Origin of the sequence: Aerophototrophica crusticola (assembly GCF_012913305.1) — a bacterium.
Taxonomy (GTDB): Bacteria; Pseudomonadota; Alphaproteobacteria; order Azospirillales; family Azospirillaceae; genus Niveispirillum; species Niveispirillum crusticola.
This window is the reverse complement of the sequence record NZ_CP051775.1, coordinates 2097896-2120728: the sequence shown is the minus strand read 5'-3', so window position 1 is coordinate 2120728 and position 22833 is coordinate 2097896. Positions and strand designations below refer to the sequence as shown.

Annotated in this window: 26 protein-coding genes and 1 pseudogene; 8 read left to right on the top strand and 19 right to left on the bottom strand. The window is 66.7% G+C overall.

Annotation, left to right across the window (positions count from 1 at the left end):
- Nucleotides 1–99 precede the first annotated feature (99 nt).
- The 3 genes from HHL28_RS10325 to HHL28_RS10315 all read left to right on the top strand — a co-directional run bounded on the left by HHL28_RS10325 (nucleotide 100) and on the right by HHL28_RS10315 (nucleotide 2696).
- Nucleotides 100–999, top strand: a complete 900-nt coding sequence (locus HHL28_RS10325; RefSeq protein WP_169655098.1) for a branched-chain amino acid aminotransferase — start codon at nucleotides 100–102, stop codon at nucleotides 997–999.
- A 419-nt stretch (nucleotides 1000–1418) separates the two neighbouring features.
- Nucleotides 1419–2201: a hypothetical protein gene (locus HHL28_RS10320; RefSeq protein ID WP_075768522.1), complete on the top strand. Its 783-nt coding sequence runs from the start codon at nucleotides 1419–1421 to the stop codon at nucleotides 2199–2201.
- Between the two features lie 138 nt (nucleotides 2202–2339).
- Nucleotides 2340–2696, top strand: coding sequence for a GFA family protein (locus tag HHL28_RS10315; RefSeq protein ID WP_075768523.1), 357 nt, complete (start codon nucleotides 2340–2342; stop codon nucleotides 2694–2696).
- A gap of 13 nt (nucleotides 2697–2709) precedes the next feature.
- Here the strand turns inward: HHL28_RS10315 and HHL28_RS10310 are convergent, their stop codons facing one another.
- The 14 genes from HHL28_RS10310 to HHL28_RS10245 form a co-directional block, all read right to left on the bottom strand.
- The gene (locus tag HHL28_RS10310; protein ID WP_169655096.1) at nucleotides 2710–3639 is read right to left on the bottom strand and encodes a sensor histidine kinase; all 930 of its coding nucleotides are present in this window, start codon (nucleotides 3637–3639) and stop codon (nucleotides 2710–2712) included.
- The gene (locus tag HHL28_RS10305; RefSeq protein WP_169655095.1) at nucleotides 3585–3881 is read right to left on the bottom strand and encodes a hypothetical protein; all 297 of its coding nucleotides are present in this window, start codon (nucleotides 3879–3881) and stop codon (nucleotides 3585–3587) included. The genes HHL28_RS10310 and HHL28_RS10305 overlap by 55 nt, the downstream gene beginning before the upstream one ends.
- Nucleotides 3882–4107: 226 nt before the next feature.
- A complete protein-coding gene (locus HHL28_RS10300; RefSeq protein ID WP_075768524.1) occupies nucleotides 4108–4569 on the bottom strand; it encodes a molybdenum cofactor biosynthesis protein MoaE in 462 nt (153 codons plus the stop codon).
- Nucleotides 4570–4582: 13 nt separating this feature from the next.
- Entirely contained in the window at nucleotides 4583–4834 is a 252-nt protein-coding gene (gene moaD / locus HHL28_RS10295) for a molybdopterin converting factor subunit 1 (protein ID WP_075768525.1), read from the bottom strand.
- Entirely contained in the window at nucleotides 4831–5439 is a 609-nt protein-coding gene (pgsA, locus tag HHL28_RS10290) for a CDP-diacylglycerol--glycerol-3-phosphate 3-phosphatidyltransferase (protein ID WP_075768526.1), read from the bottom strand. The genes moaD and pgsA overlap by 4 nt, the downstream gene beginning before the upstream one ends.
- A gap of 215 nt (nucleotides 5440–5654) precedes the next feature.
- A complete protein-coding gene (gene uvrC / locus HHL28_RS10285; RefSeq protein WP_083698698.1) occupies nucleotides 5655–7589 on the bottom strand; it encodes an excinuclease ABC subunit UvrC in 1935 nt (644 codons plus the stop codon).
- A gap of 473 nt (nucleotides 7590–8062) precedes the next feature.
- Nucleotides 8063–8854 carry an SDR family NAD(P)-dependent oxidoreductase gene (locus HHL28_RS10280; RefSeq protein ID WP_075768527.1) on the bottom strand — a complete coding sequence of 264 codons (792 nt, stop codon included), beginning with the start codon at nucleotides 8852–8854 and terminating at the stop codon, nucleotides 8063–8065.
- A 309-nt stretch (nucleotides 8855–9163) separates the two neighbouring features.
- On the bottom strand, nucleotides 9164–9637 hold the full coding sequence (gene msrA, locus HHL28_RS10275) for a peptide-methionine (S)-S-oxide reductase MsrA (RefSeq protein WP_404325524.1): 474 nt from the start codon (nucleotides 9635–9637) through the stop codon (nucleotides 9164–9166).
- A gap of 464 nt (nucleotides 9638–10101) precedes the next feature.
- The gene (gene msrB, locus HHL28_RS10270) at nucleotides 10102–10605 is read right to left on the bottom strand and encodes a peptide-methionine (R)-S-oxide reductase MsrB (RefSeq protein ID WP_075768528.1); all 504 of its coding nucleotides are present in this window, start codon (nucleotides 10603–10605) and stop codon (nucleotides 10102–10104) included.
- A 518-nt stretch (nucleotides 10606–11123) separates the two neighbouring features.
- The gene (locus HHL28_RS10265) at nucleotides 11124–11270 is read right to left on the bottom strand and encodes a hypothetical protein (protein ID WP_169655093.1); all 147 of its coding nucleotides are present in this window, start codon (nucleotides 11268–11270) and stop codon (nucleotides 11124–11126) included.
- A gap of 27 nt (nucleotides 11271–11297) precedes the next feature.
- Nucleotides 11298–11621, bottom strand: a complete 324-nt coding sequence (locus HHL28_RS10260; protein ID WP_169655091.1) for a hypothetical protein — start codon at nucleotides 11619–11621, stop codon at nucleotides 11298–11300.
- A 73-nt stretch (nucleotides 11622–11694) separates the two neighbouring features.
- Nucleotides 11695–12897 (bottom strand): helix-turn-helix domain-containing protein, encoded by a 1203-nt coding sequence (locus tag HHL28_RS10255; RefSeq protein WP_075769126.1) that lies wholly within the window; start codon nucleotides 12895–12897, stop codon nucleotides 11695–11697.
- An 87-nt stretch (nucleotides 12898–12984) separates the two neighbouring features.
- Nucleotides 12985–13689 (bottom strand): hypothetical protein, encoded by a 705-nt coding sequence (locus HHL28_RS10250; RefSeq protein WP_169655088.1) that lies wholly within the window; start codon nucleotides 13687–13689, stop codon nucleotides 12985–12987.
- A gap of 65 nt (nucleotides 13690–13754) precedes the next feature.
- On the bottom strand, nucleotides 13755–14084 hold the full coding sequence (locus HHL28_RS10245) for a helix-turn-helix domain-containing protein (protein WP_083698700.1): 330 nt from the start codon (nucleotides 14082–14084) through the stop codon (nucleotides 13755–13757).
- Between the two features lie 59 nt (nucleotides 14085–14143).
- Between HHL28_RS10245 and HHL28_RS10240 the strand changes: the two genes are divergently transcribed.
- Nucleotides 14144–14437 (top strand): hypothetical protein, encoded by a 294-nt coding sequence (locus HHL28_RS10240; RefSeq protein WP_169655086.1) that lies wholly within the window; start codon nucleotides 14144–14146, stop codon nucleotides 14435–14437.
- Between the two features lie 652 nt (nucleotides 14438–15089).
- On the opposite strand, the gene HHL28_RS10235 is transcribed toward HHL28_RS10240, so the two are convergent.
- From HHL28_RS10235 to HHL28_RS10225, 3 genes are all read right to left on the bottom strand, one after another.
- On the bottom strand, nucleotides 15090–15527 hold the full coding sequence (locus HHL28_RS10235) for a dihydroneopterin aldolase (RefSeq protein WP_404325521.1): 438 nt from the start codon (nucleotides 15525–15527) through the stop codon (nucleotides 15090–15092).
- Between the two features lie 2 nt (nucleotides 15528–15529).
- Nucleotides 15530–16312 carry an SDR family oxidoreductase gene (locus HHL28_RS10230; protein ID WP_075768532.1) on the bottom strand — a complete coding sequence of 261 codons (783 nt, stop codon included), beginning with the start codon at nucleotides 16310–16312 and terminating at the stop codon, nucleotides 15530–15532.
- Between the two features lie 63 nt (nucleotides 16313–16375).
- The gene (locus HHL28_RS10225) at nucleotides 16376–17188 is read right to left on the bottom strand and encodes a universal stress protein (RefSeq protein ID WP_075768533.1); all 813 of its coding nucleotides are present in this window, start codon (nucleotides 17186–17188) and stop codon (nucleotides 16376–16378) included.
- A 131-nt stretch (nucleotides 17189–17319) separates the two neighbouring features.
- On the opposite strand from HHL28_RS10225, the gene HHL28_RS10220 reads away from it, so the two are divergent.
- The gene (locus HHL28_RS10220; protein WP_169655084.1) at nucleotides 17320–17817 is read left to right on the top strand and encodes a hypothetical protein; all 498 of its coding nucleotides are present in this window, start codon (nucleotides 17320–17322) and stop codon (nucleotides 17815–17817) included.
- Between the two features lie 6 nt (nucleotides 17818–17823).
- Here HHL28_RS10220 and HHL28_RS10215 read toward each other — a convergent pair.
- Nucleotides 17824–19025: pseudogene (locus HHL28_RS10215) on the bottom strand (aspartate transaminase).
- A gap of 194 nt (nucleotides 19026–19219) precedes the next feature.
- On the opposite strand from HHL28_RS10215, the gene HHL28_RS10210 reads away from it, so the two are divergent.
- The 3 genes from HHL28_RS10210 to uvrB all read left to right on the top strand — a co-directional run bounded on the left by HHL28_RS10210 (nucleotide 19220) and on the right by uvrB (nucleotide 22199).
- A complete protein-coding gene (locus tag HHL28_RS10210; RefSeq protein WP_169655082.1) occupies nucleotides 19220–19555 on the top strand; it encodes a hypothetical protein in 336 nt (111 codons plus the stop codon).
- Nucleotides 19519–19845, top strand: coding sequence for a hypothetical protein (locus HHL28_RS10205; protein ID WP_169655080.1), 327 nt, complete (start codon nucleotides 19519–19521; stop codon nucleotides 19843–19845). The genes HHL28_RS10210 and HHL28_RS10205 overlap by 37 nt, the downstream gene beginning before the upstream one ends.
- A gap of 140 nt (nucleotides 19846–19985) precedes the next feature.
- Nucleotides 19986–22199: an excinuclease ABC subunit UvrB gene (uvrB, locus tag HHL28_RS10200; protein ID WP_083698793.1), complete on the top strand. Its 2214-nt coding sequence runs from the start codon at nucleotides 19986–19988 to the stop codon at nucleotides 22197–22199.
- 72 nt (nucleotides 22200–22271) lie between these two features.
- On the opposite strand, the gene HHL28_RS10195 is transcribed toward uvrB, so the two are convergent.
- Nucleotides 22272–22775, bottom strand: a complete 504-nt coding sequence (locus HHL28_RS10195) for an RDD family protein (RefSeq protein WP_169655078.1) — start codon at nucleotides 22773–22775, stop codon at nucleotides 22272–22274.
- Between the last annotated feature and the right edge of the window lie 58 nt (nucleotides 22776–22833).

Sequence of the window (22833 nt, the reverse complement as noted above, 5' to 3'; positions counted from 1 at the left end):
CGTGGCGGCAAGGTGGTGGCCGCGCCGGCAGGACCCAGGGCGGTACCGCCCGCAAGGCGGGGGCGGTGGCGCCAGCCAAAGAAAGAGGATGCGTTCGAGATGTCCCTGATCCCCTTCCATGACCGTGACGGCGTCATCTGGTTCGACGGCAAGCTGGTGCCCTGGCGGGACGCCAAGGTACATGTGCTGACCCACGGCCTGCATTACGGCTCCTCGGTCTTCGAGGGGGAGCGAATCTACAGCGGCCGCATCTTCAAGTCGCGGGAACACTCGCAGCGGCTGATCCGCTCGGGTGAGATCCTGGGCATGAAGATCCCCTACACGGCGGAGCAGATCGACGCCGCGAAGGAGGAGACCTGCAAGGCCATGAACCTGACCAACGGCTATATCCGGCCGGTGGCATGGCGCGGCAGTGAGATGATGGGCGTCTCCGCCCAGAAGAACACCATCCACCTGGCCATCGCGGTGTGGGAGTGGCCGAGCTACTTCAGCCCCGAGGCGCGGATGAAGGGCATCGCCCTGCAATGGTCCAAGTGGCGCCGCCCCGCGCCGGACACGGCACCCACCGCGGCCAAGGCGGCGGGCCTCTACATGATCTGCACCATGTCCAAGCACGCGGCGGAGCAGGACGGCTTCCAGGACGCCCTGATGCTGGATTACCGCGGCCAGGTGGCAGAGGCGACGGGCGCCAACTTCTTCATGGTCAAGGACGGGGCCATCCACACCCCCACCCCCGACTGCTTCCTGGACGGCATCACCCGCCGCACGGTGATCGACCTGGCCAAGCGCCGCGGCTACACCCTGGTCGAGCGGGCCATCTTCCCGGAGGAGCTGGCCGGCGCGTCGGAGATCTTCCTGACCGGCACCGCGGCGGAGGTGACGCCGGTGGGCCGCATCGGCGACCTGACCTTCACCCCGGGTGAGGTGTGCAAGACCCTGATGACCGACTACGACGACCTGGTGAACGGCCGGCTGACCCTGGCCCAGGCCGCGGAATAATCCCCGTCACCATCGGTCCTGTCGCAAGCCCCCGGGCCACCCGCCCGGGGGCTTTTCTATTCGCCCTGCACAGAATGCGTGTCCTTGTGGACAGCGGCCTGTTGCCATCCCGGCACATGGCCCTATGACGCACCATATCTAGACGGAAGACGTATCCGGCCGAGCGTCTTGACAATATCGTGTTCCCCAGAACCTGTGGATAAGCCTGGGAGTAACCCGAAGGAGAGTGGCCGGGGAGCCTTGCCGCCCGCGGGACTCCGCTGCCCTGCACAAAAATCGGGCAGCCGCCCAGGCGCGCGGGAACGCTGGCGACTCGGGGTAGGGGGAGGGGGAGCCCCCACCCTTGCCTGGACCATGGCGGACGATACTTCAGGACACATGCCCACCTGTCCCGGCGTGTCATGCATCAGGACGATCCCATGGCCCCTGGCCTCAACCGCCGTGCCGCCACCCTGGCCTTCGCCGTGGGGCAAGTGGCCCTGCCGGGTCTGCTGTTCGCCAACGGGTTCGAGCCCGCCCAGGCACCGCGGCCGAGCGCCGGCCCGACCCCGGTGGAACCGGCGGGCTATGCCTTCATTATCTGGGGACTGATTTACCTGGGCGCCCTGGCCTATGCCCTCTACCAGGCCCGCCCCACCCTGGCCGGCGACCCATTGCTGGCCCGCATCGGTTGGCTGACGGCCGGGGGCTACGGACTGACCTGCCTGTGGCTGGTGGTGGCAAGGGTCGGCCCCCTCTGGGCCACGGTGCCTGTCATCACCGGGATGCTGTGCCTTTTGGCAAGGGCCTTCCTCATCGCCTGCCGCTGGCCCGGGCGGGCCTCGGCCGGGCGGCGCTGGCTGGTCACGACGCCGCTCGCCCTGTTCGCGGGCTGGCTGACGGCAGCGACCTTCGTCAACGCGGCCGAGGTGCTGCCCCTCTATGGCTTCGGCCGGTTCGGCCTGTCGGTGGAAGCCTTCTCCCTCGGCATCGTGGCGGCCGCGTCCCTGCTGGCCCTCGTCATCCTGCGCCTGTCCCGCTGGAACCTGGCCTATGGCCTGACGGTGGCCTGGGCCCTGGGCGGGATCGTCGTCGCCAACCTGCAACGGGACCTCAGCACGGCCGTGGCGCTCCTGGCCGGGGGCATCGCCCTGGGGCTGCTGGTGGCCCTGGCCATCATGGCCGCCCGCATGATGACCACCCGGCGGGGAAGGATGGCGTGACCTCCCCCCCAGGGCCCGAGCCCATCCCAGCGGGTCCGATTTCCCCCTGATCCCCCAACCTCATCCCGGCTTGCGTCAATAAGCAGCCACGACGTTATGATGGCAGGGGGCCGACCCAGCAGGCAGGGGAGGGGACAAATGCTCGAGGGCACATGCCATTGCGGTGCCGTCCGCTTCACGGTGGCGGCGGTGCCCGACCGGCTCACCTCCTGCAATTGCTCCCTCTGCCGCCGCCTGGGTACCCTCTGGGCCTATTACCGGCCCGGGCAGGTGACCTTCACCGCCGGGGCCGGCAGCACCGTGCCCTATGTCCAGGGGGACCGGACCCTGGCGACGCACCATTGCCCCACCTGCGCCTGCGTCACCCATTGGGAAAGCCTGGAAGCCGGAACCGACCGCATGGGCGTCAATGCGCGCCTGTTCCCGCCCGCGGCCCTGGACGGCATCCCCGTCCGCCGGTTCGACGGGGCGGACAGTTGGACATTCCTGGATTGACGCAGGACCCCCCTCACGCCACCTCGGCCTGGGGGATGCCGCTGCCCTGGGGGGCGGTGGCGGGCAGGACGACGCGGACCATGGTGCCCTTGCCGGGCTGGCTCTCGATCTCCAGCCGGCCGCCCAGCAGCTCCACGAAGCGTTTGGTCAGGGGCAGGCCCAGGCCGGTGCCCTTGGGGTGGGGGCGGTCGGGGCGGCGGACCTGGCCGAAGGGGCGCAGGGCGGTGGGGATGTCCTGGGACGACATGCCGATGCCCGTGTCGCGCACCACCATGATGATGGCGCCGTCGTCGGGCGCGCGGGTCACCTCCACCGTCACCGTCCCGCCCGACGGGGTGAACTTGATGGCGTTGGATGCCAGGTTCAGCACGATCTGCCGCACCTTCTCCGGGTCGGTGCGGATTCGCAGGGGCGTGTCCGGCACCACCACCTTCAGGGTCACGCCGCTGCCGTCGGCCAGTTGCCGCAGCATGCGCACGCTGTCCTGGACAGCGCGGCCGATATCCACCTCGCGGATGTCCAGCCCGTCCGCGCCGGACTCGGCCCGGGCCAGGTCCAGGGTGCCGTCCACCAGATCCAGCAATTGCCGAGCGGCCTGGTGGATGTCGTCGGCATATTCGGCATAGCGGGGGTCGCCCACCTTGCCATAGGCCTCCTGCCGGATCAGGTCGGCGAAGCCGATGATGGCGTGCAGGGGCGTGCGCAACTCATGCGCCGCGTTGGCCATCATGTCCGTGCGCTGGCGCAGCTTGCCCTCGGACTGGCGGGCCAAATCGGACAACCGCCGCTCCGCCGCCCGCAGCAGGTCCATGGCGTCGGCCAGCCGCTGGTTGCGGTCGTTCAGCCCGGCTTCCAGCTTCTGCACCCGGCCCACCAGGGCGCGCTGCTTCAGCCGGGCCCGCAGGCACAAGGCGATCCGCGCCAGCAGGGTCGCCCGATCCACTGGTTTGGCCAGCAAATCCCAGGCCCCAGTCCCAGGGCTTGGTCGCGCATGCGCCCGTCCGGGTCGTCCGCCACCAGCAGCAGGGCCGGCGGCCAGGGCAGGTCGGCCGCTGCCACGTCGGCCAGCAGGCCCAGCGGCCCGGCCACGGCGGGGCCGTCGATCAGCACCAGGTCGGGGGACAGCCGTCGGCAGGCGGGCAGCACTTCATGCGACTCCGCCACCCCATGCAGGGCCAGCGACATGCCATCGGCGCACAGCCCTTCCGGCACCAGCAGCGGGGATTTGCCCCGCCGACAAGCAGGATGGAAGGGGAACTCTCGGCGTACGGCATGATCAGCGGCACCAGCCTCAACGACTGGGTGAAGTCTATGCCTCAAAAAAGGATTTGTCCCGCGATTCCTTGGCCCGTCGGGGTTACTCATGCAAGGCGGGCAGTAACGCGACCGTATGTACTCTAAGGAATCGCTTTCAGCCCTGCCAGCGTTCCGCCGCCGCCGTGTCGCTGTCCCGGGCCTCCACCCAGCGGCGCCCCTCGGGGGTCTCCTCCAGCTTCCAGAACGGCGCCTTGGTCTTCAGCCAGTCCATCAGGAAGCGGCAGGCCTCGAAGGCCGCGTCCCGGTGCGGGCTGGCGCAGGCCACCAGCACGATCCGGTCACCCGGCTCCAGCCTTCCATAACGGTGGATGACCAGGCAGTCCTCCAGCGGCCAGCGCGCCCGGGCCTCCGCCTCGATGGCCTCCAACTGCCGCTCGGTCATGCCGGGGTAATGTTCCAGGGTCATGGCAGAGACAGGTTGCCCGTCCCCGTCCACATGCATGTCCCGGACAAGGCCGACGAAGCTGGCCAGGGCGCCCACCCGCCGGTTGCCCGCCGACAGGGCGGCCAGCTCGGCGCCCATGTCGAAGTCCGCCTCCTGCACCCGCACGGCCATGGCGGGGCCCCCCTCAGCCGCCGGTGACGGGCGGGAACAGGGCCACCTCGTCCCCCGGCCCGACCGGGTGGTCGAAGGGCACGTACTCCTGGTTCACCGCCACCTTGACCACGGCCAGGTTGGCCAGCGCGTCGGCATAGCCCGGCCCCCGGCCGCGCAGCCATTCCACCAGCCCGGCCACGTCCGTGACCCCGGCGGGCGGCTCCACGCTTTCCTCGGCCAGCCCGATCTTGCTGCGCAGCCAGGCGAAGTACAGCAGCCTCATCGCTTCTCCCCCACCAGCCCCGACGCCGGTCGCGCCGGCGGCGCAGACGTCGGGGCCATCATGTATTTCAACCCGGCACGCAGGTAATCCCAGCCCGTCACCAGGGTCAGGGCCGCGGCGATCCACAGCCCCGCCTCCCCGATGGTCGTCACGGGCAGCCAGGCCGGGCCGTCGTCGCCGACGATGACGATGCCAATGGCCACCATCTGGATGGCGGTCTTCCACTTGGCCAGGTTGCTGACCGGCACGCTCACCTGCAACCCGGCCAGGAACTCCCGCAGGCCGGACACCAGCACCTCGCGCAGCAGGATGATCACGGCGGGGATCACGGCCAGCCCGTCCACCTTGTCCACCGCCACCACCATCATCAGCACGGCGGCCACCAGCAGCTTGTCGGCGATGGGGTCCAGGAACTTGCCGATCAGGCTTTCCTCCTGCCAAGCCCGGGCCAGGTAGCCATCGAACCAGTCGGTGATGCAGGCGGCGGCGTACAGCCCCAGGGCCGTCCAGGCCGGGGCGGGCCCCGGGAAGAACAGCAGGGCCACCACGACGGGGATCACGACGATCCGCGAAAGGGTCAGGATGTTGGGCAGGCTGGACAGCATGGCGCTCGATGAACCCGGAGTGGCGGCGGCATCCTAGCCGCCCGCCCGCCGCTTTGGTACCGCGAACTCTGGGGTGCAGGGTTCCATGTCTCCCCAGGCACCCAAGGCCGGCGACCGCCGGCCCGCGCCCCCGTGGGCGCGCAAGCCAAGCCCGCGGATGCGGGCGCCCGGCGCCTGAGGGAACACGAAAGCCCAATGGCTGGCCCGGCCACGGGCTAGCCGTTGGGGTGAAAATGGTCGTAGATGCGCTTGGCGACCGCCTCGCTGATGCCCTCCACCGCAGCAAGGTCCTGGAGCCCTGCGCGGGACACGGCGCGGGCGCTGCCGAAATGGTGCAGCAGGGCCTTCTTGCGCTTCGGGCCGATGTTGGGGATCTCGTCCAATGGGCTCGCCCCGATCGCCTTCTCCCGCTTCGCCCGATGGCCGCCGATGGCGAAGCGGTGCGCCTCGTCGCGCAGGCGCTGCAGAAAGTACAGCACCGGCGACTTGGGGTCCAAGCCGAAGGGCGGCCGGTCCGGCAGGAAGAACCGCTCCCGCCCCGCCTCCCGGTCGCTGCCCTTGGCGATGGCGGCGAAGGGCACGTCGTCGATGCCCAGCTCCCCGAACACCTCCACCGCCACCCGCAACTGGCCCTCGCCCCCGTCGATCAGCACCAGGTCGGGCCAGCCCTCGCCGGTCCGCTCCGGGTCCTCCTTCACCTGCCGCTCGAAGCGCCGGGTCAGCACCTCGCGCATCATGGCATAGTCGTCGCCCGCCGCGCCGGGGGTCTTGATGTTGAACTTGCGGTAGGCGTTCTTGATGAAGCCGTCCGGCCCCGCCACCACCATGCCGCCGATGGCGTTGGTCCCCTGGATGTGGGAGTTGTCGTAGACCTCGATCCGCTTCGGCGGCTCCGACAGGCCGAACACCTCCGCCACCCCGGCCAGCAGCTTGGCCTGGCTGCCGCTTTCCGCCAGCCGGCGCCCGTGCGCCTCCCGGGCGTTGTTCAGGGCGTGCTCCACCACCCGCCGCTTGTCGCCGCGCTTCGGCGCATGCAGCTCCACCCGCGACCCGGCACGGATGCCCAGCGCCTCCTCCAGCAGCTCGTGCTCCGCCAGCTCCTCGCTGACCAGCACCAGGGGCGGGGCGGTCTTGTTCTCATAGAACTGCGCCACGAAGGCGGCCAGCACCTCGCCCACCTCCTGCCCCTTGTCATGGCTGGGGAAGTAGGCGCGGTTGCCATAGTTCCGCCCGCCGCGGAAGAAGAACACCTGCACGCAGGTCAGCCCCCCCTCCTGGAAGGCCGCCACCACGTCCGCGTCCTCCACCCCCTCCACATTGATGTCCTGGTGGGCCTGGATGGCGGTGAGCGCCCGGATACGGTCGCGCAGCTTGGCGGCGCGCTCGAACTCCAGGTTCTCGCTGGCCTCCATCATGGCCTCGGCGATGCGCTGCTGCACCTCGCTGGTCTTGCCGGCCAGGAAGGCCTTCGCCTCCCGCACCTGCTCGGCATACTCGTCCTGGCTGACCCGGGCGACGCAAGGGGCGGTGCAGCGCTTGATCTGCCATTGCAGGCAGGGCCGCGTGCGGCTGCTGAACACGGCGTCGGCGCAGTTGCGGATCATGAAGGCCCGCTGCAACGCCGTCATCACCCGGTTCACGCTCCCGGCCGAGGCGAAGGGCCCGTAATAGCTGCCCGCCTGATCGCGGGCGCCCCGATGCTTGGTGAGCTGGGGATAGGGGTGGTCGCCGGTGATCAGGATGTGCGGGAAGGTCTTGTCGTCCCGCAGCAGCACGTTGTACCGCGGCATCAGCCGCTTGATCAGGTTCGATTCCAGCAGCAGCGCCTCCACCTCGGTATGGGTGGTGACGAACTCCATGGTGGTCGTCTCCGCCACCATGCGCTGGAGCCGGATGGGCAGCTTGTTGACCTGGGTATAGTTGGTGACGCGGCGCCTCAGGTTCCGCGCCTTGCCCACATACAGCACGTCCCCGTCGTCATTCATCATGCGATAGACGCCCGGCGTCTCCGGCAGGGTGCGCAGGTATCCCCTGATGGTCTCCACGCCCCGTTGCAGGTCGGCGGCCGAGCGTCGGCGGCGGCCCGGCGGCGCCTCGGCCGGGGCGGCGGGGGAGGGGGGCTGTAGGTCGGTGCTGTCATCCACGATCATGGCCCGACATGTGGCCGATGCGGTGCCGCCGGTCAATGCAGCCTGACACCCAGAAAGCGACGGCGATAGCCGTCGCAGGCCGGCGACCGCCGGCCCGCGGCCTCGTGGCCGCGCAAGCCAAGCCCGCGGAGCGGGCGCCCGGCGCCTGAGGGCGAAAGCATAGCGAATCGACGGGGCTACCCCTTTGTGCAAAGGGCCGTTGGAGTCTTCCACGATTCCTGTGGATAACTCTGCGGACAACCCTGGGCGGACCTTGTGCGACCCCAAGCGTCCCGCGGCTTTGGCGTCTCTGCCCAATTTTTAGGCAGAAAACACCGAGCCATTGATTTCATTCACTTTTTTCCCAGTCAAGGGGTCACACGCCTGTCACATCGAACATTTCGGCCCTTGACTCCAGGCGTTCTGCGGATTCGGGCGATTGTTCCGCATCTATGTGCAAAACTTAGGCGGGATGGGTCATTTCCGTTCGCACCCTAATCGGCGCTGGCGGGGCTGGTGGCAGGCGCCTGGGGGTACCCCGCCGGTCCGGCCCAATCCGAACGCGCGGTGCGTTCCAGCACCGGCCAGCCCAGCGCCTCGTTCCCGTCCAGGGCCAGCACCTGGCCCGTCAGGCAGGGCGTCTCCAGGATGAAGCGCAAGGTGCGGCAGATCTCCGCCGCCGGGTCGCCTGTGGGCAAGGTCACCTCGCTGCCGGGCACGGGGGCCGCGGGGCCGAAGCCGTTGACCCGCACCCGCGGCGCCAGCCCCAGGGCCAGCGCCCGCACGCACGCCAGCACCCCGGCCTGGGCCAGGCCATAGCTCAGGAAGTGCGGCGCCTCCAGGGCGGCCCGCTGGTCCACCAGCAGCAGCACATGCCCGTCCTCCCCGGCGGGGAGCTGCCGGGCCAGCCCCTGGGCCAGCAGGAAGGGTGCCCGCAGGTTCACGGCCATCTGCCGGTCCCAGGTGAACCGGTCCGCCGTCTGGGCCGTGTCGTCGATGGCCAGGGCCTCCGCATGCACCACCAGGTGCAGCGCCCCCAGCCGCTCGGACACGGTGGGCACCAGCCGCTCGGCCTCCGACTCCTGCGCCAGGTCACAGGCGAAGGTCGCGCCATGGGCGCCGCCGCGCTGCATCTCGCCCAGCACGGCATCCGCCGCCGCCCGCCCGCCGGTCGAGTATTGCAGGCCCACGGTCCAGCCCAGCCGTCCCAGCTCGACGGCCACCCAATGCCCGATCCCGTGTCCCCCGCCGGTGACCAAGGCCACCTTCCGCGTCACAACCGCCATCACCCGATCCTCACCCGACCCGTCCACAACCGGCGGCAAGCCGTTGCGTCACCGGGATATTTAGGGGCGATGACGGTTCCGTGAAGCTCGGGCTTGATCCTGAGGCATGCATCCAGAAGGCACGGATGAACCCGGATCAATGCCGGATCGTCCCGGATAAGGCCACAAGGTCTCCCGCCGCGAAAGCGCCGCAGGCAACCTCCCCCAAGCCCCGGGCGCCCCCTCACCGACCAAGCCCGATCCGCGCCAATCCGTCATCATCCCTTTCATCCGTGCCCTCATCCTTCCGCACCGGCTCCGCAACGCCCCTCAGCTCCCCGCGAACTTGCCCGCCGTGTCGCCCCACAGCTCCTTCAGCCGAGCGTCCCGGCCGCAGCCATAGCGATAGTATTTATACTTCAGCGAGTTCACCTGGTAATAGTTCTGGTGGTAATCCTCCGCCGGCCAGAACTGGGTCTCCACCCGCACCGGCGTCACCACCGGCCATTTCAAAACCTTGCTGGCCTCCAGGGCGGCCTTGCTCTCCTCGGCCGCCTTCTTCTGCGCCTCGTCCTGGGCGAAGATGGCGGTCTGGTAGCTCTCGCCCCGGTCACAGAACTGGCCGCCGGCATCGGTGGGGTTCACCGTGCGCCAGAAATAGTCCACCAGTTGCCGATAGCTCACCACCTCAGGGTCGAAGGTGACCTTCACCACCTCCAGGTGGCCGGTGCCGCCGGCGCTGACCGACTTGTAGTCCGGGTTCTTCGTCCGCCCCCCGGCATAGCCGGAGACGGTGTCCACCACCCCGGCACCTTGTCGAAGTCGCTCTCCACGCACCAGAAGCAGCCGCCGGCAAAGACCGCCACCTCCGTCTTCGCGGGCACCCTGGCCGGCGCCGTCTCCGTCGCCCCGCCCACACCGGCCACCCAGGCCAGCCCCAGCGCACCCACCCCCGCCAACACCACCCGCCGCAGCATAAGGACCTCCATCCCCAATCCATGTCTGTCGTCTGTCACGCAGGCACGCCAACGTCCGTAAGCCCCAATGGAAGGCACCCGGCCACACCGAACGCCGCCATAGCGTCCCCTCCCCCAGAGGGGGAGGGACAGGGAGAGGGGTTAGGACCTTGCCGGAAAGGGGAACCTGCGGGCAGGCGCCTGCTATCCCGATCGCACCACCCCTCTCCCTGTCCCTCTCCCGCCGGGAGAGGGGACGCCACGGCCCCCGTCCGTCTTGAAGTTTGGTCGTCGGCCACACCGCCGCGATGCTCACCCCACCGCCGGCTTGAACCCCATGGCCACGCCGTTCATGCAGTACCGCAGCCCCGTGGGCTTCGGCCCGTCGTCGAAGACGTGGCCCAGATGCCCGCCACAGTTGGCACAGTGCACCTCCGTCCGCACCATGAAGAACTTGCGGTCCTCCGACGTGCCGATGCCGCCCGGCAGGTGGTCCCAGAAGCTGGGCCAGCCGGTGCCGCTCTCATACTTGGTCTTGGCGTCGAACAGGGGGTGGTCGCAGCCGGCACAGTGGAAGATGCCGGGCCGCTTCTCCTGGTTCAGCGGGCTGGTTCCCGCCCGCTCCGTCCCATGCTCCCGCAGCACCTCATAGGCCGCGGGCGACAGCCGCTTCTTCCACTCCGCGTCCGGGAGTTGGAACGGGAAGGCTTTCCCCGCCGTCCCCGTGGCCTGGGCCTCCCCGGCCGACAACCCACCCTTCACCGCCGCCCCGGCCACCCCGGCCGCCAGCAGGCCCAAGAATCCACGCTTGCTCATCACCTGAAGCCTCCCACGAAAGGGATTTCCCTGGCCCCTAATGTGGTCCACCCCCCACCCCTGACCACTCACAGCGCACCACGCCGGGTCACGAGGGCGTGAGAGCGGCGTGTGCATCGAGATGTCTGAGGCCTGGGTGGCGTCAGGGGCGCTCACCAGGGGCCGTCCTACCGGGACCGACCTGTGGAATCCGAACGCAGAGGACGCAGAGGGCCGCAGAGGACACAGAGGGTCGGCGCGGTGACGACGTCATCCCCTCTCTTTACCCCCGGAAAGCCTTGCGCGCCGAGGCGCGCGATCAATAGGGATTGGGATCGAAGGCACGCTGCCGCCCGGACGGCACCCTCTGCGTCCTCTGCGGCCCTCAGTGTCCTCTGCGTTCCCAAGCACCCGTCACGTCGCGCACGGCGGCAAACCCGGGCGCCGCCGCTTGCCCGGACCGCACCCACCCCCGAAACGAAAAGCGCCCGCCCCCACACCGGGGGACGGGCGCCCATCACGCGCTCAAAGGCGCCGTGTCAGCAGCAGCCACCCAGGCCGCAGCAGGACAGCACCATCTCGCAACAGGCCTCCACGGCCCTCACCACCGCCCCCGGCGCCGCGGCATAGGCCGAGGCAGTGGCGGTCAGCATGGCGGCAGAGGCGAACAGCACGATACGCTTCATGATCAATCTCCAAGGGATGGTTGTCGGTCACGTCGGGAACGCGGGCACATCCCGCGGCGGCGGCTCCTCCACCTCCACCAACCGCCCCACCAACAGGGCCACCACCCCGGCCTCCCATCCCGCTTGGGCGAGCCCCAGCGGACCCACCGGTGCCGAGGCCAACGGCACCCCATGGCACAGCACGGCACAGGCCGCCGGGCAAGGCACCGCCACCGGGTCACAACACCCGTGCGCCTCCCCCGCCTGGACAGCCACGCTGGCCGCCACCGCGGGCGCGACCCACCCGCCCACGCCCAACACCATGGCCACCACCACGGCCACCCACCGCAGCACCCGGGTGCTTCTGCGCAAGCCCTTGATCATGCCCTGAGGCTATAGCCGGGCAGGGGAGGGGGCAAGGTGGGGCGGGGTCACGAGGGCGTGATTAGGCTCTTTGCCTTGGGGTAAATGGAACGACTACACCGGTCCCCTTTGTGCTGGCAGTTGTTGCGTTAGGTTGAAGGGTAAGAATAACTCCTGATCCTTTGTCGAACCAACCCTCATCGAAACCAAATAATTCTTCAATGTCATGGCCATATATGGTGAAATCATTGTCGAGAAAATCTTGCTTTGTTCGCATGCCTGCCTCTACTACCATGCGGATTGCTTGATAAACCAGTTTAGGCTTTGCGGGTTGTACATCTCGATCCATTGGCTCTTCCCTTGACCATCCCTTTGCGCTATAATATTTATAGAGTTGCCGCTCGTAATCTTCGTCAAACAGTTCAAGATCACGGCAGCGCCTAATCATTGCTTTGATTGAAACTCTCCATTTTTCCTTTAAAAGCAAAAGCTTGGAAAGTGTTGGCACCCCAAGTTCAAGTGAGAAATTATCGGCAGGCATCAGAAATGCGCTCGCAAGTCTAAATGCCTGATTTTCTATAAGCTTGAAGTTATTTTTCAATTCGTCATGGGTTGCATTTTTGTGAAGCACCGCATGGGCGAGTTCATGAGCAGCGTCCATTTGTCTTCTGAAAAAAGACATCTTATCATTCGCAAGCAGGATGTAGGGTCGATAATCATATTCTGACCAATTGCAAAGCCCATCAAGAGCTGATGTTCCCATCTCATCGCAGCAAACGACGACACCATTCTTCTCACAAACCTCTATCATGTTTGTGATTGGACGGTCTCCAATTTTCCAATGTTCGCGCATGCTCTTTGATATATTCTCTAAGTCATCATCTCGCAAAGATTTATAGCTGGCACCATTCAAGAAATCCGGAAGATTGAGCGCTGGGAACTTCACATAATGCTGAGCAATATAACTGACTTCTTGGGCCCAACGCAGCCTAGCACGTTGGCGCGCCAAGTCGCGCTTCCGTGCACTCGCCAATGATCGGAAGAAAAATGGATTGCTCCCATGAACAAATAACGGACGTAGAAAGTAGCTCGGTCTGACCTTCAATGCATTTGCAAGTTCAATAAGCTTCTCTGGCGTGGGTGTTGAGTCTCCATGTTCCCATCTAGAAATCGTGCTAGTGTGGACGTTCAGAAGGTCAGAAATTGTTACCAAGGTCGAAATTCCGCGCGCGTCCATCGCTTCACGCAACCTCTCTTTAACGAATCGCGGAGTTCCGGTTTTCATGGAATTCCTCCCACACACCAAGCAGCCAATACGCCCTGCATACATGAAGGGCGTGGCTCAAGCAGTATAATTTTGGTTGGTCAGCTATTATTTTGCCGCTATATCAAGTTGATCTTCAGAAGCGTTTTCTGCTCCGACGAAAGGCGGCACATCTACCCGAAGTTCCAAAGTGAGTTCTGTAATTGAAGTTTCAGTCAATGCGGGTTCGATTGCTTCAACCGCGTAACCCGCAATAAAGCTGTCCATTTCTTCATAGAGTATGAAATCGGAAAAATCCGGCTCAATGACTGCAATAGCGACCTCATGTAGCTTGAGTACATCTTTCCGATCTCGGCATGTTAGGATCAGAACATAGATAGCCTCACTTTCTTCGAATTCGTCTTCGAAGGTTGGAAGTGCCAACTGCTTACTGTACGGTTTATTCAATAGTGCGCCATTGGCGCGCGTCATGTTCGCCGTAGGGAGCGTGCGAGCATCTCCAATGCTCGCACAGCCAATCACAACTTGTCCAAACTTGCCGAGTACTTGGTAATTTCTCAGCGATGTGCCGGGAAAATACTCTCCAAGTATCGTAATTCCACCATTATTCTCGATTGTTTCTGGTAAGTTAAGCAGCATCATTTCATAAGCGGATAGGCCGGTAATCCGAGCGAGTCCTGAACCTTTCAGCCCAATGCTCAGCGCACCAGTGCCCGCCTTTGTGCGAATGGCACGAAGCGCTTCAACCATTTCCAGAAGTTGCTCACGCGCAACATTCTTTCTGATGATCTGCTTGCACCTTTTGGCGGACATCGGGGTCTCCTGGGCCATAATCGTCAGGAAACGTACCCCGAAATTTTGCATTATACAAGGCCTGACTAGCCCTTTCGCGCATACGGATCGGGTGCCGATGTGGAGCGAGGAATCACCCCCACGCCGATAAAGCCGCTTTCGTCGAAAGAAAAGCTAACTCCCTGATCCTCCAACGCCTTCCTTAAATCCCTGAGTGTCCGCGGCTGGAGCTGCCTGTCCATCTCCCGCTCGAACTCCGCGATGGTCGGCACGGATATTCCGCTCGCCTTCGCGAGGTCTGTTTGGGACCAGCGGATCAGGGCGCGGGCGGCGCGGCACTGGGCGGGCGTAATGTTTTTATGATTATCCACTGGATTACCAATTGCGTTTAGGCGTGACCCTGCTACATTGATCATAGTCATCTCAGGCCCAATCGGATAGCCCGCGCCAGCCTCGGCGCGGGGAAGGAGGAGTCATGGCGGAGGGTGGGCAGGCGGCGCAGGTGTTGGGGACCTTGATGCCCATGTATGCCCGGGACACCTGGGGCATGACGGATGAGGAGCGGGATGCCTTCCTGGACAAGCGCTCACAACTGACCTGGCTGTTGGCCCAGCTCCCGGCGCACGGGCCGGCGCAGCTCCAGGCCAAGCTGGAAATCCTCTGCCGCCGCCTGCGGCTGGACCTACCCCAGGGTGGGGTGACCACGGACTATTTGCTGGCCGAATCGGCCCGGGCGGACGCGGCGGCGTTGGCGGGGATGGGGGGGTGACCTGACGGGGTTTCCCCCCTCACCCGGTTCTCCGGAACATGCCGGCTCGGTACTGCCTTCGTCGGCGAAGGATTTTTTGCTTCCCCCGCGAAGGCGGGGGTCCACTGTTTTTCAGCGCGGGCAACGGCTGACAAGGGGTCAAGAACCGTGGGCCCCCGCCTTCGCGGGGGACACAGGAGTGCTTGGCGGACGCCGACCAGCCTGAACTCTACGCCCTTACGGGAACGGTTCCGGGGCAGCCTCTCCCCAGGGAGAGGGAATGTCTGTCGTGTTCATCCGTTGTGATCCGTGTCCATCCGTGTTCCCGACCATGCCCGCCGCGGCCGTGCCGGGGCTGGGCCATCCCGACCCCTCTGCGTCCTCTGCGACCATCCGTGTCCTCTGCGTTCCCCAAACCCGACCCCCAGAAAGTGGACAAAATTCCCAGAACTTGGTACCCTCCCGACACTGCCCAACCGGGCGGCGGGTCTTGGGACAAGTGGGGTGAGGGGGAGTTAAGGAGACAAAGGAGACATGGTTTCGACCCCGTCACCTTTGTCTCCTTAAGCGGAAAAGTGCGGTCTTGTCAGGCACATGGAATGTGACACGTGTCACCTTAAGCGTCACCTTACGTCACCTTAAGGTCTCGTTATGTCTCCCGGCGTCTCCTGGTTCAGCCCAGCGCCCCGGGCTTGAACCGCACGGCTTCCAGTCCCACGGCGGCGCAGTCGGGGTACACGTCGGGCTTCTCGGTCCGGACCCGGGCGCCCAGCACGGACGGGGGCGCCAGGCACAGGGACAGGATGCCGTCCAGCAGCGTCTCTTGCAGGTTGAAGTGGCCGCGGCCGGCCAGGTCCATGATCTCCCGCCGCAGGAAGTCATAGTCCAGAACCTCGGCGATCTCGTCCGCCCCGGGGCTCTCGGGCTTCAGGAACAGCTCGATGTTCACCAGGATGCGCTGCGGTCCGCGCTTCTCGAAGTCGTGGATGCCGATGTTCACCTTCAGGGCGAAGTCGCGCAGATAGATGGCCCGAACCTCGCCCCAGCGGGACAGCAGCATCAGCCGGGGCAGGTCCAGGCCCGGCGTACCCGAAGCGGGGGTCACGGTCATCATCACTCCTTGAAGGGTTGGCGGATCTCGAACATCACGTCGCGGGCGCGGGGCTCCAGGTGCTGGCCGCCATCCACATACAGCAGCTCGGCCCGGGCGCTGGGGGTGTCCAGCAGGTACGCTACGGCGCGGGCCAGGTCTTCCGGGTCGCTGCCGCGGCGCAGGGGGTTCATGCGGTGGGTCCGCTCGAACTCCTCCGCCGTCTGGTCGGCGGAGGGCAGGGTCAGCCCCGGGGCGATGCCGTGCACCCGGATGCGCCCGGCCCAGGTGACTGCCAGCAGCCGGGTCAGGCCGGCCAGGCCCAGCTTGCTGACGGTATAGCTGAAGAAGTCCGGGTTCAGGTTGCCCACCTTCTGGTCCAGGATATTGACCAGCACCGGGTCGTCCTCAGGCTTGGTGACGGCGGCGAAGCCCTGGGCCAGGAAGGCGGGGCCTTGCAGGTTGGCGGTCAGGTGGGCGTCCCAGCTCTCCGGCGTGGCGGACTCCGCACTGTCCTCCACGAAGCGGCTGGCGTTGTTGACCACCGCGGTCAGGCTGCCCAGGGCCTTGGCCGCGTCCTCCGCCAGGGCGCGGGACGCGGTGGGGCTGGACAGGTCGGCCCCCAGCGCCACGGCCCGCCCGCCACCGGCGTTTAGGCGGGCCGCCAGCTCCTCGGCCGGCTTGGCGGAGTGGTTATAGTGGATGGCCACGGCCCAGCCCCGGGCCGCCAGATGCTCCACCATGCAGCGCCCGATGCGCTGCGCCCCGCCGGTGACCAGGACAGTACGACGACGGGGCTCGGTCATGGGACGGCCAGGGGGTTCCGGGGCGGGCAGGGCAGGGGAGATATAGCCCGAACAGCCGTTTCCTCAATGACTTACCAAAAGGGGAACCGGCGAATGGCCCAGCACATACTTGCTGACGCCACCCAGGATGCGGACGCGCAGGCGGTTGTGGCCATAGACGCCCATGACGATCAGCCCGGCGCCGCTGGCCTTGGCCTCCGCCAGGATGGCCTCGCCGGTCTGGCCCTCGCGGGCGGTGATGCGGGCCAGCTCGACCTTCACGCCGTGCTCCGCCAGGAACCGGCCGATGCCGCCGCCGCGGATCTCGTCGTCGCCCTGTTCCTGCACCGTGACGACCCGGACCTGCTCCGCTTCCTTCAGCAGGGGCAGGGCATTGCGCACGGCGGTGGCGGCCTCCTTGCCGGATTTCCAGGCCACGGCGACATAGGCCGTGTCCACCGGCCCCCGGAAGCCGCGGGGCAGCACCAGCACCGGGGCGCTGGCGGCAAAGGGCAGGTACTCCGTCAGGTCGGAATGGAAGTCGGCGAAGGCGGTGCGCGGGGCGTCCTGGCTGACGGCGATCAGGTCGGCGTAGCGGCCATGCTCGGCCAGGTGCTCGGCCGCGTCGCCCAGCTCGAAGATGAAGTCGCCGCGGATGCCGTGTTCGGCGCAAACGGCCTCGAACGCGGCCTGCTCCCGGTCCGCCAGGTCGGCGGCCACGTCCCGGGCCTGGTTCAGCCCGTCGCCGATGGCGACGCCGGGCACGTCCATGGGCAGGATCACGTACAGGCCCAGCAGCCTTGCGTCCTGCCGCCGCGCCATGTCCGCCGCCACGGCCAGTCGGTGCGGCGACTCCGGGTCCGGTCCCAGATGCACCAGGATGGTCTTCACGGCCATGGTTCTTTTCCTCCCCTTTCGCTCGGGCAACGGTTCGGCCCGCACCCTGCGCCGCCAAGGTCCGGCGGTCCTTGACCTGGGTCAAGGGCGTTCACACCATGGGAAGATCGGAACCACATGCGGTGACCAGGATGCGCCTCGCCCCCCTCGCCATGCTCGCCCTGCTGCTGGGCACCCCGGCCCTGGCCCAGATGGGCGGCCTGCCCCCCTCGGTGGCCGCCACCTCGCCGGAGGGGGCGCTCTACGGGCTGGTGCTGGAGGAAAGGCAGCGGGTCGGCGTCGCCGGCCTCACCCGCCACCCCCTGCTGGACGCCGTGGCGGCGGAGCAGGCGCGGGCCCTGGCGCTCGGCGGCGGGCGGCCCGACGGCAACGCGGTGCAGGCCGCCCTGCACCGCCAGCGCTACATCCCCATGCAGGACGCGGTACTGGCCGCCCGGGCCGGCGACGACCCGCTCCAGGTGCTGGACATCCTGGTCCGCGACCCGGAAACGGGCTTCGCCCTGACCAACCCGGTGTTCCAGGAAATCGGCCTGGCCCGCGCCCCCAACCCCCGCACGCAGGGCCCCAACGATGCCCAAGTCTGGGTCCTGGTCCTCGCCAAACCCCTGCGCGCCGCGCCGGAGCAGTGACCTGATTTAGCGGAGGTTCCCACAAGCCCGCTGGATGCGGCGGCAGGCTTCCTCCAGCACGTCGGTGCTGGTGGCGTAGCTGATGCGGAAGAAGGGCGACAGGCCGAACGCCGCCCCCTGCACCACGGCCACCCCCTCCGCCTCCAGCAGGTAGGTGACGAAGTCCTCGTCATTGGCGATGGTCTTGCCGTCGGGCGTGGTCTTGCCGATCACCCCGGCGCAGGACGGGTAGACATAGAACGCCCCCTCCGGGTTGGGGCAGTGCAGGCCGGCCGCCTGGTTCAGCATGCCGACCACGAGGTCGCGGCGCTGCTGGAACACCTTGGCCCGTTCGCGGATGAAGTCCTGCGGCCCGTTCAGCGCCTCCACGGCGGCGGCCTGGCTGACGCTGCTGGGGTTGCTGGTGCTCTGGCTCTGGATGATGCCCATGGCCTTGATCAGGGCGGCGGGACCGCCAGCATAGCCGATGCGCCAGCCGGTCATGCTGTAGGACTTGGACACCCCGTTGACCGTCAGCGTCCGGTCATAGAGCGCCGGAACCACCTGGGCGATGGTGGTGAAGCGGAAATCGTCGAACACCAGGTGCTCGTACATGTCGTCGGTCATGACCCAGACATGGGGGTGCCGCAGCAGCACCTCCCCCAGCGCCTTCAACTCATCGGCCGTGTAGGCCGCGCCGGTGGGGTTGCTGGGGCTGTTCAGGATCAGCCACTTGGTCTTCGGCGTGATGGCCTTTTCCAGGTCGGCGGGCTGCAGCTTGAAGCCCACCTCCGCCGGGCATTCCACCGGCACGGGCGTGCCCTCCGCCAGCAGCACCATGTCCGGATAGCTGACCCAATAGGGGGCGGGGATGATCACCTCATCGCCCAGGTTCAGGGTGGCCATCAGGGCGTTGTACAGCACCTGCTTGCCGCCGGTGCCGACGGTGATCTGGTTCGGCTCATAGGCCAGGTCGTTCTCCCGCCGGAACTTGGCGGAAATCGCCTTCTTCAGCTCCGGCGTGCCGTCCACGTCGGTGTAACGGGTCTGGCCCTTGTCGATGGCGGTCTTCGCCGCCTCCCGGATGTTCTCCGGCGTGTCGAAGTCCGGCTCCCCGCGCCAAGGCCGATCACGTCCCGCCCGGCCGCCTTCAGGGCGCGGGCCTTGCTGGTCACCGCGATGGTGGGCGACGGCTTGATTCGGGACAGGCGGTCGGCAAGGAACGGCATGGTTGATCCCCAAGTCAGGACGGAAAATGACCGGGGCGCAGGGTATTTCGGCGGCAACCGGCCCGGCAATCGCGCCTTTGTCGGGTCAAGGTCCCGTTTTCGGCAGGGCGGGGCCGGATTTGCGGGGCCGGCCGCCCCCGTGACAATCTTCCCGTGCTGGGGTAATCCATCGGGAAAGGCAGGCTTGGGACGGGATGAAGCTGGACGTCGCACAGATCGTGACCTATGGGGCCGCGGGCGCGGTGGTCCTGGTATTCCTGCTGGTGCTCATCCTCTCCCTGCGCCCGCGCCGGCCCAAGCGCCTCTCCACCCGCCAGTACAATGCCGAGCTGTTCAAGCGCCGCATGGCGCTGGAGGAGCTGCCCTATGCCGTCCTGCATGACGTGCGGCTGAAGGACACCAAGGGCGGCATCATCGCCATCGACCAGGTCATCCGCCTCCCGGCCTCTATCCTGCTCATCACCTCGGCCCCCAGGATGTGGGCGGGCAGGTCATGGCGTCCCCCTCCGCCGGGCAGTGGAAATATGTGAACGGGCAGGGGGCCGTGTCCGTGATGCTGAACCCGGTGGTCCAGCTCCACCCCCTGATCCACGCCATCCGCGCCCGCTATCCCCTGGTGAAGGTCCGGCTGCTGACCGTCTTCCCCGCCTCCGCCGACTTCCGCGGCAAGCCGCCCCGCGGCTGCTGCCTGGGCGACGGCGTGGTCCCCGCGGTGAGGGAGTTCGCGGCGGAGGACGGGGTCGAGAGCCCGGTCATCGAACAGGCCTGGGAAAGCCTGTCCACCTCGCTCCAGAAGGCGACGGCGGAGGCGAAGGCATAAGGGAGGGCACTTCCCCAACCGCGGGGAACAAACGCGGACCAAACCCCCTAGCCCCCGGCTTCCGACACGCCTATGTTACGGCCATGCCGCAGGATGCCCCCCACACCGCCGCCACCTATCCCGTCCTGAACCCCGTGGTGATGCCCTGGCGCACCCGCACGGTGTCGCCGCCCATGCGCACGCCGCTGAAGGTGGTCAGCGAGTTCCAGCCGGCGGGCGACCAGCCCAAAGCGATCCAGGAGCTGGTGGCCGGCCTGCGCGCGGGGGAGAAGGACCAGGTCCTGCTGGGCGTCACCGGGTCGGGCAAGACCTTCACCATCGCCCACATGATCGAGCAGGTGCAGCGGCCCACCCTGATCCTGGCGCCGAACAAGACCCTGGCCGCCCAGCTCTATGGCGAGATGAAGAGCTTCTTCCCCGAGAACGCGGTGGAATACTTCGTCTCCTACTACGACTATTACCAGCCGGAGGCCTATGTGCCCCGGACGGACACCTATATCGAGAAGGAATCCTCGATCAACGAGCAGATCGACCGGATGCGCCACGCCGCCACCCGGGCACTGCTGGAGCGGCGGGACGCCATCATCGTGGCCTCCGTGTCCTGCATCTACGGCATCGGCTCGGTGGAGACCTATTCGGAGATGACGGTGGACGTGGCGGTGGGGCAGACCCTGAACCGCCAGCAACTGCTCCAGCGCCTCGTCGAACTGCAATACCGCCGCAACGATGCCGGATTCGGCCGCGGCTCCTTCCGGGTGCGTGGCGACACGATCGAGCTGTTCCCCGCCCACATGGAGGACCGGGCTTGGCGCTTCTCCCTGTTCGGGGATGAGGTGGAGGCGATCCTGGAGATCGACCCCCTGACCGGGGAAAAGCTGGGCGGGATGAAGGAAGTCCGCATCTACGCCAACAGCCACTATGTCACGCCCAAGCCGACCCTGTTGCAGGCGGTGGAGCAGATCAAGCGGGACCTGAAGCTGCGGCTGGAGGAGTTTTACGCCCAGGGCAAGCTGCTGGAGGCCCAGCGGCTGGAGCAGCGCTGCACCTTCGACATCGAGATGATGGTGGCGACGGGCAGTTGCGCCGGCATCGAGAACTATTCCCGCTACCTCTCCGGCCGCCAGCCGGGGGAGCCGCCGCCGACCCTGTTCGAGTATCTGCCGGAGGACGCGCTGCTGATCGTGGACGAAAGCCACGTGATGGTCCCCCAGATCGGGGGCATGTTCAAAGGCGACTTCATGCGGAAGACGACGCTGAGCGAGTTCGGCTTCCGCCTGCCGTCCTGCACCGACAACCGCCCCCTGAAGTTCGAGGAGTGGGAGGCCATGCGCCCGCCCACGGTCTTCGTCTCCGCCACCCCCGGCAACTGGGAGCTGGAGCGCACCGGCGGCGTCTTCGTGGAGCAGGTGGTCCGCCCCACCGGCCTGGTAGACCCGGAGGTCATCGTCCGCCCGACCGAGACGCAAGTTGACGACGTGATGGCGGAGGTGAAGGAAGTGGTGGCCAAGGGCCTGCGCGTCCTCGTCACCACCCTGACCAAGAAGATGGCGGAGGCGCTGACGGAGTACATGATGGAGGCGGGCATCAAGGTCCGCTACATCCACTCCGACGTGGAGACCTTGGAGCGCATCGAGATCATCCGCGATTTGCGCCTCGGTGTCTTCGACGTGCTGATCGGCATCAACCTGCTGCGCGAAGGCCTGGACATCCCGGAATGCGGGCTGGTGGCCATCCTGGACGCGGACAAGGAAGGTTACCTGCGCAGCCGCACCTCCCTGATCCAGACCATCGGCCGCGCCGCCCGCAACGTGGAAGGCCGCGCTATCCTCTACGCCGACAAGGAAACCAACAGCATGAAGGCGGCGCTGGAGGAAACGGCCCGCCGCCGCGCCAAGCAGCTCGCCTACAACGCGGAGCACGGCATCACGCCGGAGTCGGTGAAGAAGAACATCGCCGACGTGCTGATGAGCGTCTATGAGCGCGGCGACCGGGTGGAGGTGGACACAGGGGAAGCGGGTATCAGCCTGGCCGGCAAGGACATTAAGGCTGTCATCGCCGACCTGGAGAAGAAGATGCGCCAGGCCGCCAGCGACCTGGAGTTCGAGACCGCCGCCAACATCCGCGACGAGATCCGCCGCCTGGAAGCCATGGACCTGGGCCTCGCCCCCGGCCCCGGCAGCACCCCCATCCGCGCCTCCGCCCAAGGCGAACGCCGCAGCCCCGGCCGCCCCAGCAGCGAGAACCGCGGCGGCAAGGGAAGCCGCCAACCCAAGGCCGCCCACAAGACCCGCGACGGCGGGCTGGAGGTGGGCGGGATCGAGTTCGGGGGGAAGAACACGAAGCGGCGACGGTAAAGAGCGATTCCCCTCACCGGTATTAGGGATAAAGCAGCCTATCTTTGTGTCGGGAATGGCCGCATTCTGCCATCACTCCCCGGGTATCCCCCGGTATACCCGGGTGCCGGCGAGCATGTCATGGAAGGCAGTCTTCTCTGCCGTGAAGGCGACGGCAAGGTAGCCGATCCCCAGGGTCAAGGTGCTGACCCCGGTCGCGAAGTATCGCATCACACATCGGACCAGGCCTGCCTGGCTGCCGTCCCGGCGCGCGACATAGAGGCCGAAGCATTTCTTGCCCACGGTCGCTTGCCAACTGCTGGAATGGAAAATGGCAAAGTAGGACGCGCACAGGGCCGTGAGGACAATCTGGAGGATTCCCCGCTCTGGCCCGCGCACCGGGTCGCCGCCGAACAGGTCGATGGCGACCAGGCCGATGAACATGTAGACGCTCGAAAAGACGAACAGCACCAGGATATCGACCAGATAGGCGGCAACCCGGATCCAGAACCCGGCATAAGGCGGGTCCAGGGCGGCATCTGCCGGCGTGACCCGGAAGCGCCCAATCCCCGGTGCGGCCTGCTGGCCCAGGCGCATTGCGCCGACCCCAATGTTCCCCGACATCCCCATCCCCCATCGATTTATCCGGGGCGCA

What these genes read in the sequence shown, in the direction of transcription:
- HHL28_RS10235 (WP_404325521.1), bottom strand. Translation starts at nt 15,527, where the DNA reads ATGACCGTGACCCCCGCTTCGGGTACGCCGGGCCTGGACCTGCCCCGG.
- HHL28_RS10280 (WP_075768527.1), bottom strand. Translation starts at nt 8,854, where the DNA reads ATGGCGGTTGTGACGCGGAAGGTGGCCTTGGTCACCGGCGGGGGACAC.
- pgsA (WP_075768526.1), bottom strand. Translation starts at nt 5,439, where the DNA reads ATGCTGTCCAGCCTGCCCAACATCCTGACCCTTTCGCGGATCGTCGTG.
- HHL28_RS10240 (WP_169655086.1), top strand. Translation starts at nt 14,144, where the DNA reads ATGGCGGAGGGTGGGCAGGCGGCGCAGGTGTTGGGGACCTTGATGCCC.
- moaD (WP_075768525.1), bottom strand. Translation starts at nt 4,834, where the DNA reads ATGAGGCTGCTGTACTTCGCCTGGCTGCGCAGCAAGATCGGGCTGGCC.
- HHL28_RS10230 (WP_075768532.1), bottom strand. Translation starts at nt 16,312, where the DNA reads ATGACCGAGCCCCGTCGTCGTACTGTCCTGGTCACCGGCGGGGCGCAG.
- HHL28_RS10220 (WP_169655084.1), top strand. Translation starts at nt 17,320, where the DNA reads ATGCGCCTCGCCCCCCTCGCCATGCTCGCCCTGCTGCTGGGCACCCCG.
- HHL28_RS10210 (WP_169655082.1), top strand. Translation starts at nt 19,220, where the DNA reads ATGAAGCTGGACGTCGCACAGATCGTGACCTATGGGGCCGCGGGCGCG.
- HHL28_RS10245 (WP_083698700.1), bottom strand. Translation starts at nt 14,084, where the DNA reads ATGATCAATGTAGCAGGGTCACGCCTAAACGCAATTGGTAATCCAGTG.
- HHL28_RS10320 (WP_075768522.1), top strand. Translation starts at nt 1,419, where the DNA reads ATGGCCCCTGGCCTCAACCGCCGTGCCGCCACCCTGGCCTTCGCCGTG.
- HHL28_RS10250 (WP_169655088.1), bottom strand. Translation starts at nt 13,689, where the DNA reads ATGTCCGCCAAAAGGTGCAAGCAGATCATCAGAAAGAATGTTGCGCGT.
- HHL28_RS10315 (WP_075768523.1), top strand. Translation starts at nt 2,340, where the DNA reads ATGCTCGAGGGCACATGCCATTGCGGTGCCGTCCGCTTCACGGTGGCG.
- HHL28_RS10305 (WP_169655095.1), bottom strand. Translation starts at nt 3,881, where the DNA reads ATGTCGCTGGCCCTGCATGGGGTGGCGGAGTCGCATGAAGTGCTGCCC.
- HHL28_RS10225 (WP_075768533.1), bottom strand. Translation starts at nt 17,188, where the DNA reads ATGGCCGTGAAGACCATCCTGGTGCATCTGGGACCGGACCCGGAGTCG.
- uvrB (WP_083698793.1), top strand. Translation starts at nt 19,986, where the DNA reads ATGCCCTGGCGCACCCGCACGGTGTCGCCGCCCATGCGCACGCCGCTG.
- HHL28_RS10325 (WP_169655098.1), top strand. Translation starts at nt 100, where the DNA reads ATGTCCCTGATCCCCTTCCATGACCGTGACGGCGTCATCTGGTTCGAC.
- HHL28_RS10195 (WP_169655078.1), bottom strand. Translation starts at nt 22,775, where the DNA reads ATGCGCCTGGGCCAGCAGGCCGCACCGGGGATTGGGCGCTTCCGGGTC.
- HHL28_RS10300 (WP_075768524.1), bottom strand. Translation starts at nt 4,569, where the DNA reads ATGGCCGTGCGGGTGCAGGAGGCGGACTTCGACATGGGCGCCGAGCTG.
- msrB (WP_075768528.1), bottom strand. Translation starts at nt 10,605, where the DNA reads ATGAGCAAGCGTGGATTCTTGGGCCTGCTGGCGGCCGGGGTGGCCGGG.
- uvrC (WP_083698698.1), bottom strand. Translation starts at nt 7,589, where the DNA reads ATGATCGTGGATGACAGCACCGACCTACAGCCCCCCTCCCCCGCCGCC.
- HHL28_RS10255 (WP_075769126.1), bottom strand. Translation starts at nt 12,897, where the DNA reads ATGAAAACCGGAACTCCGCGATTCGTTAAAGAGAGGTTGCGTGAAGCG.
- HHL28_RS10205 (WP_169655080.1), top strand. Translation starts at nt 19,519, where the DNA reads ATGGCGTCCCCCTCCGCCGGGCAGTGGAAATATGTGAACGGGCAGGGG.
- HHL28_RS10265 (WP_169655093.1), bottom strand. Translation starts at nt 11,270, where the DNA reads ATGAAGCGTATCGTGCTGTTCGCCTCTGCCGCCATGCTGACCGCCACT.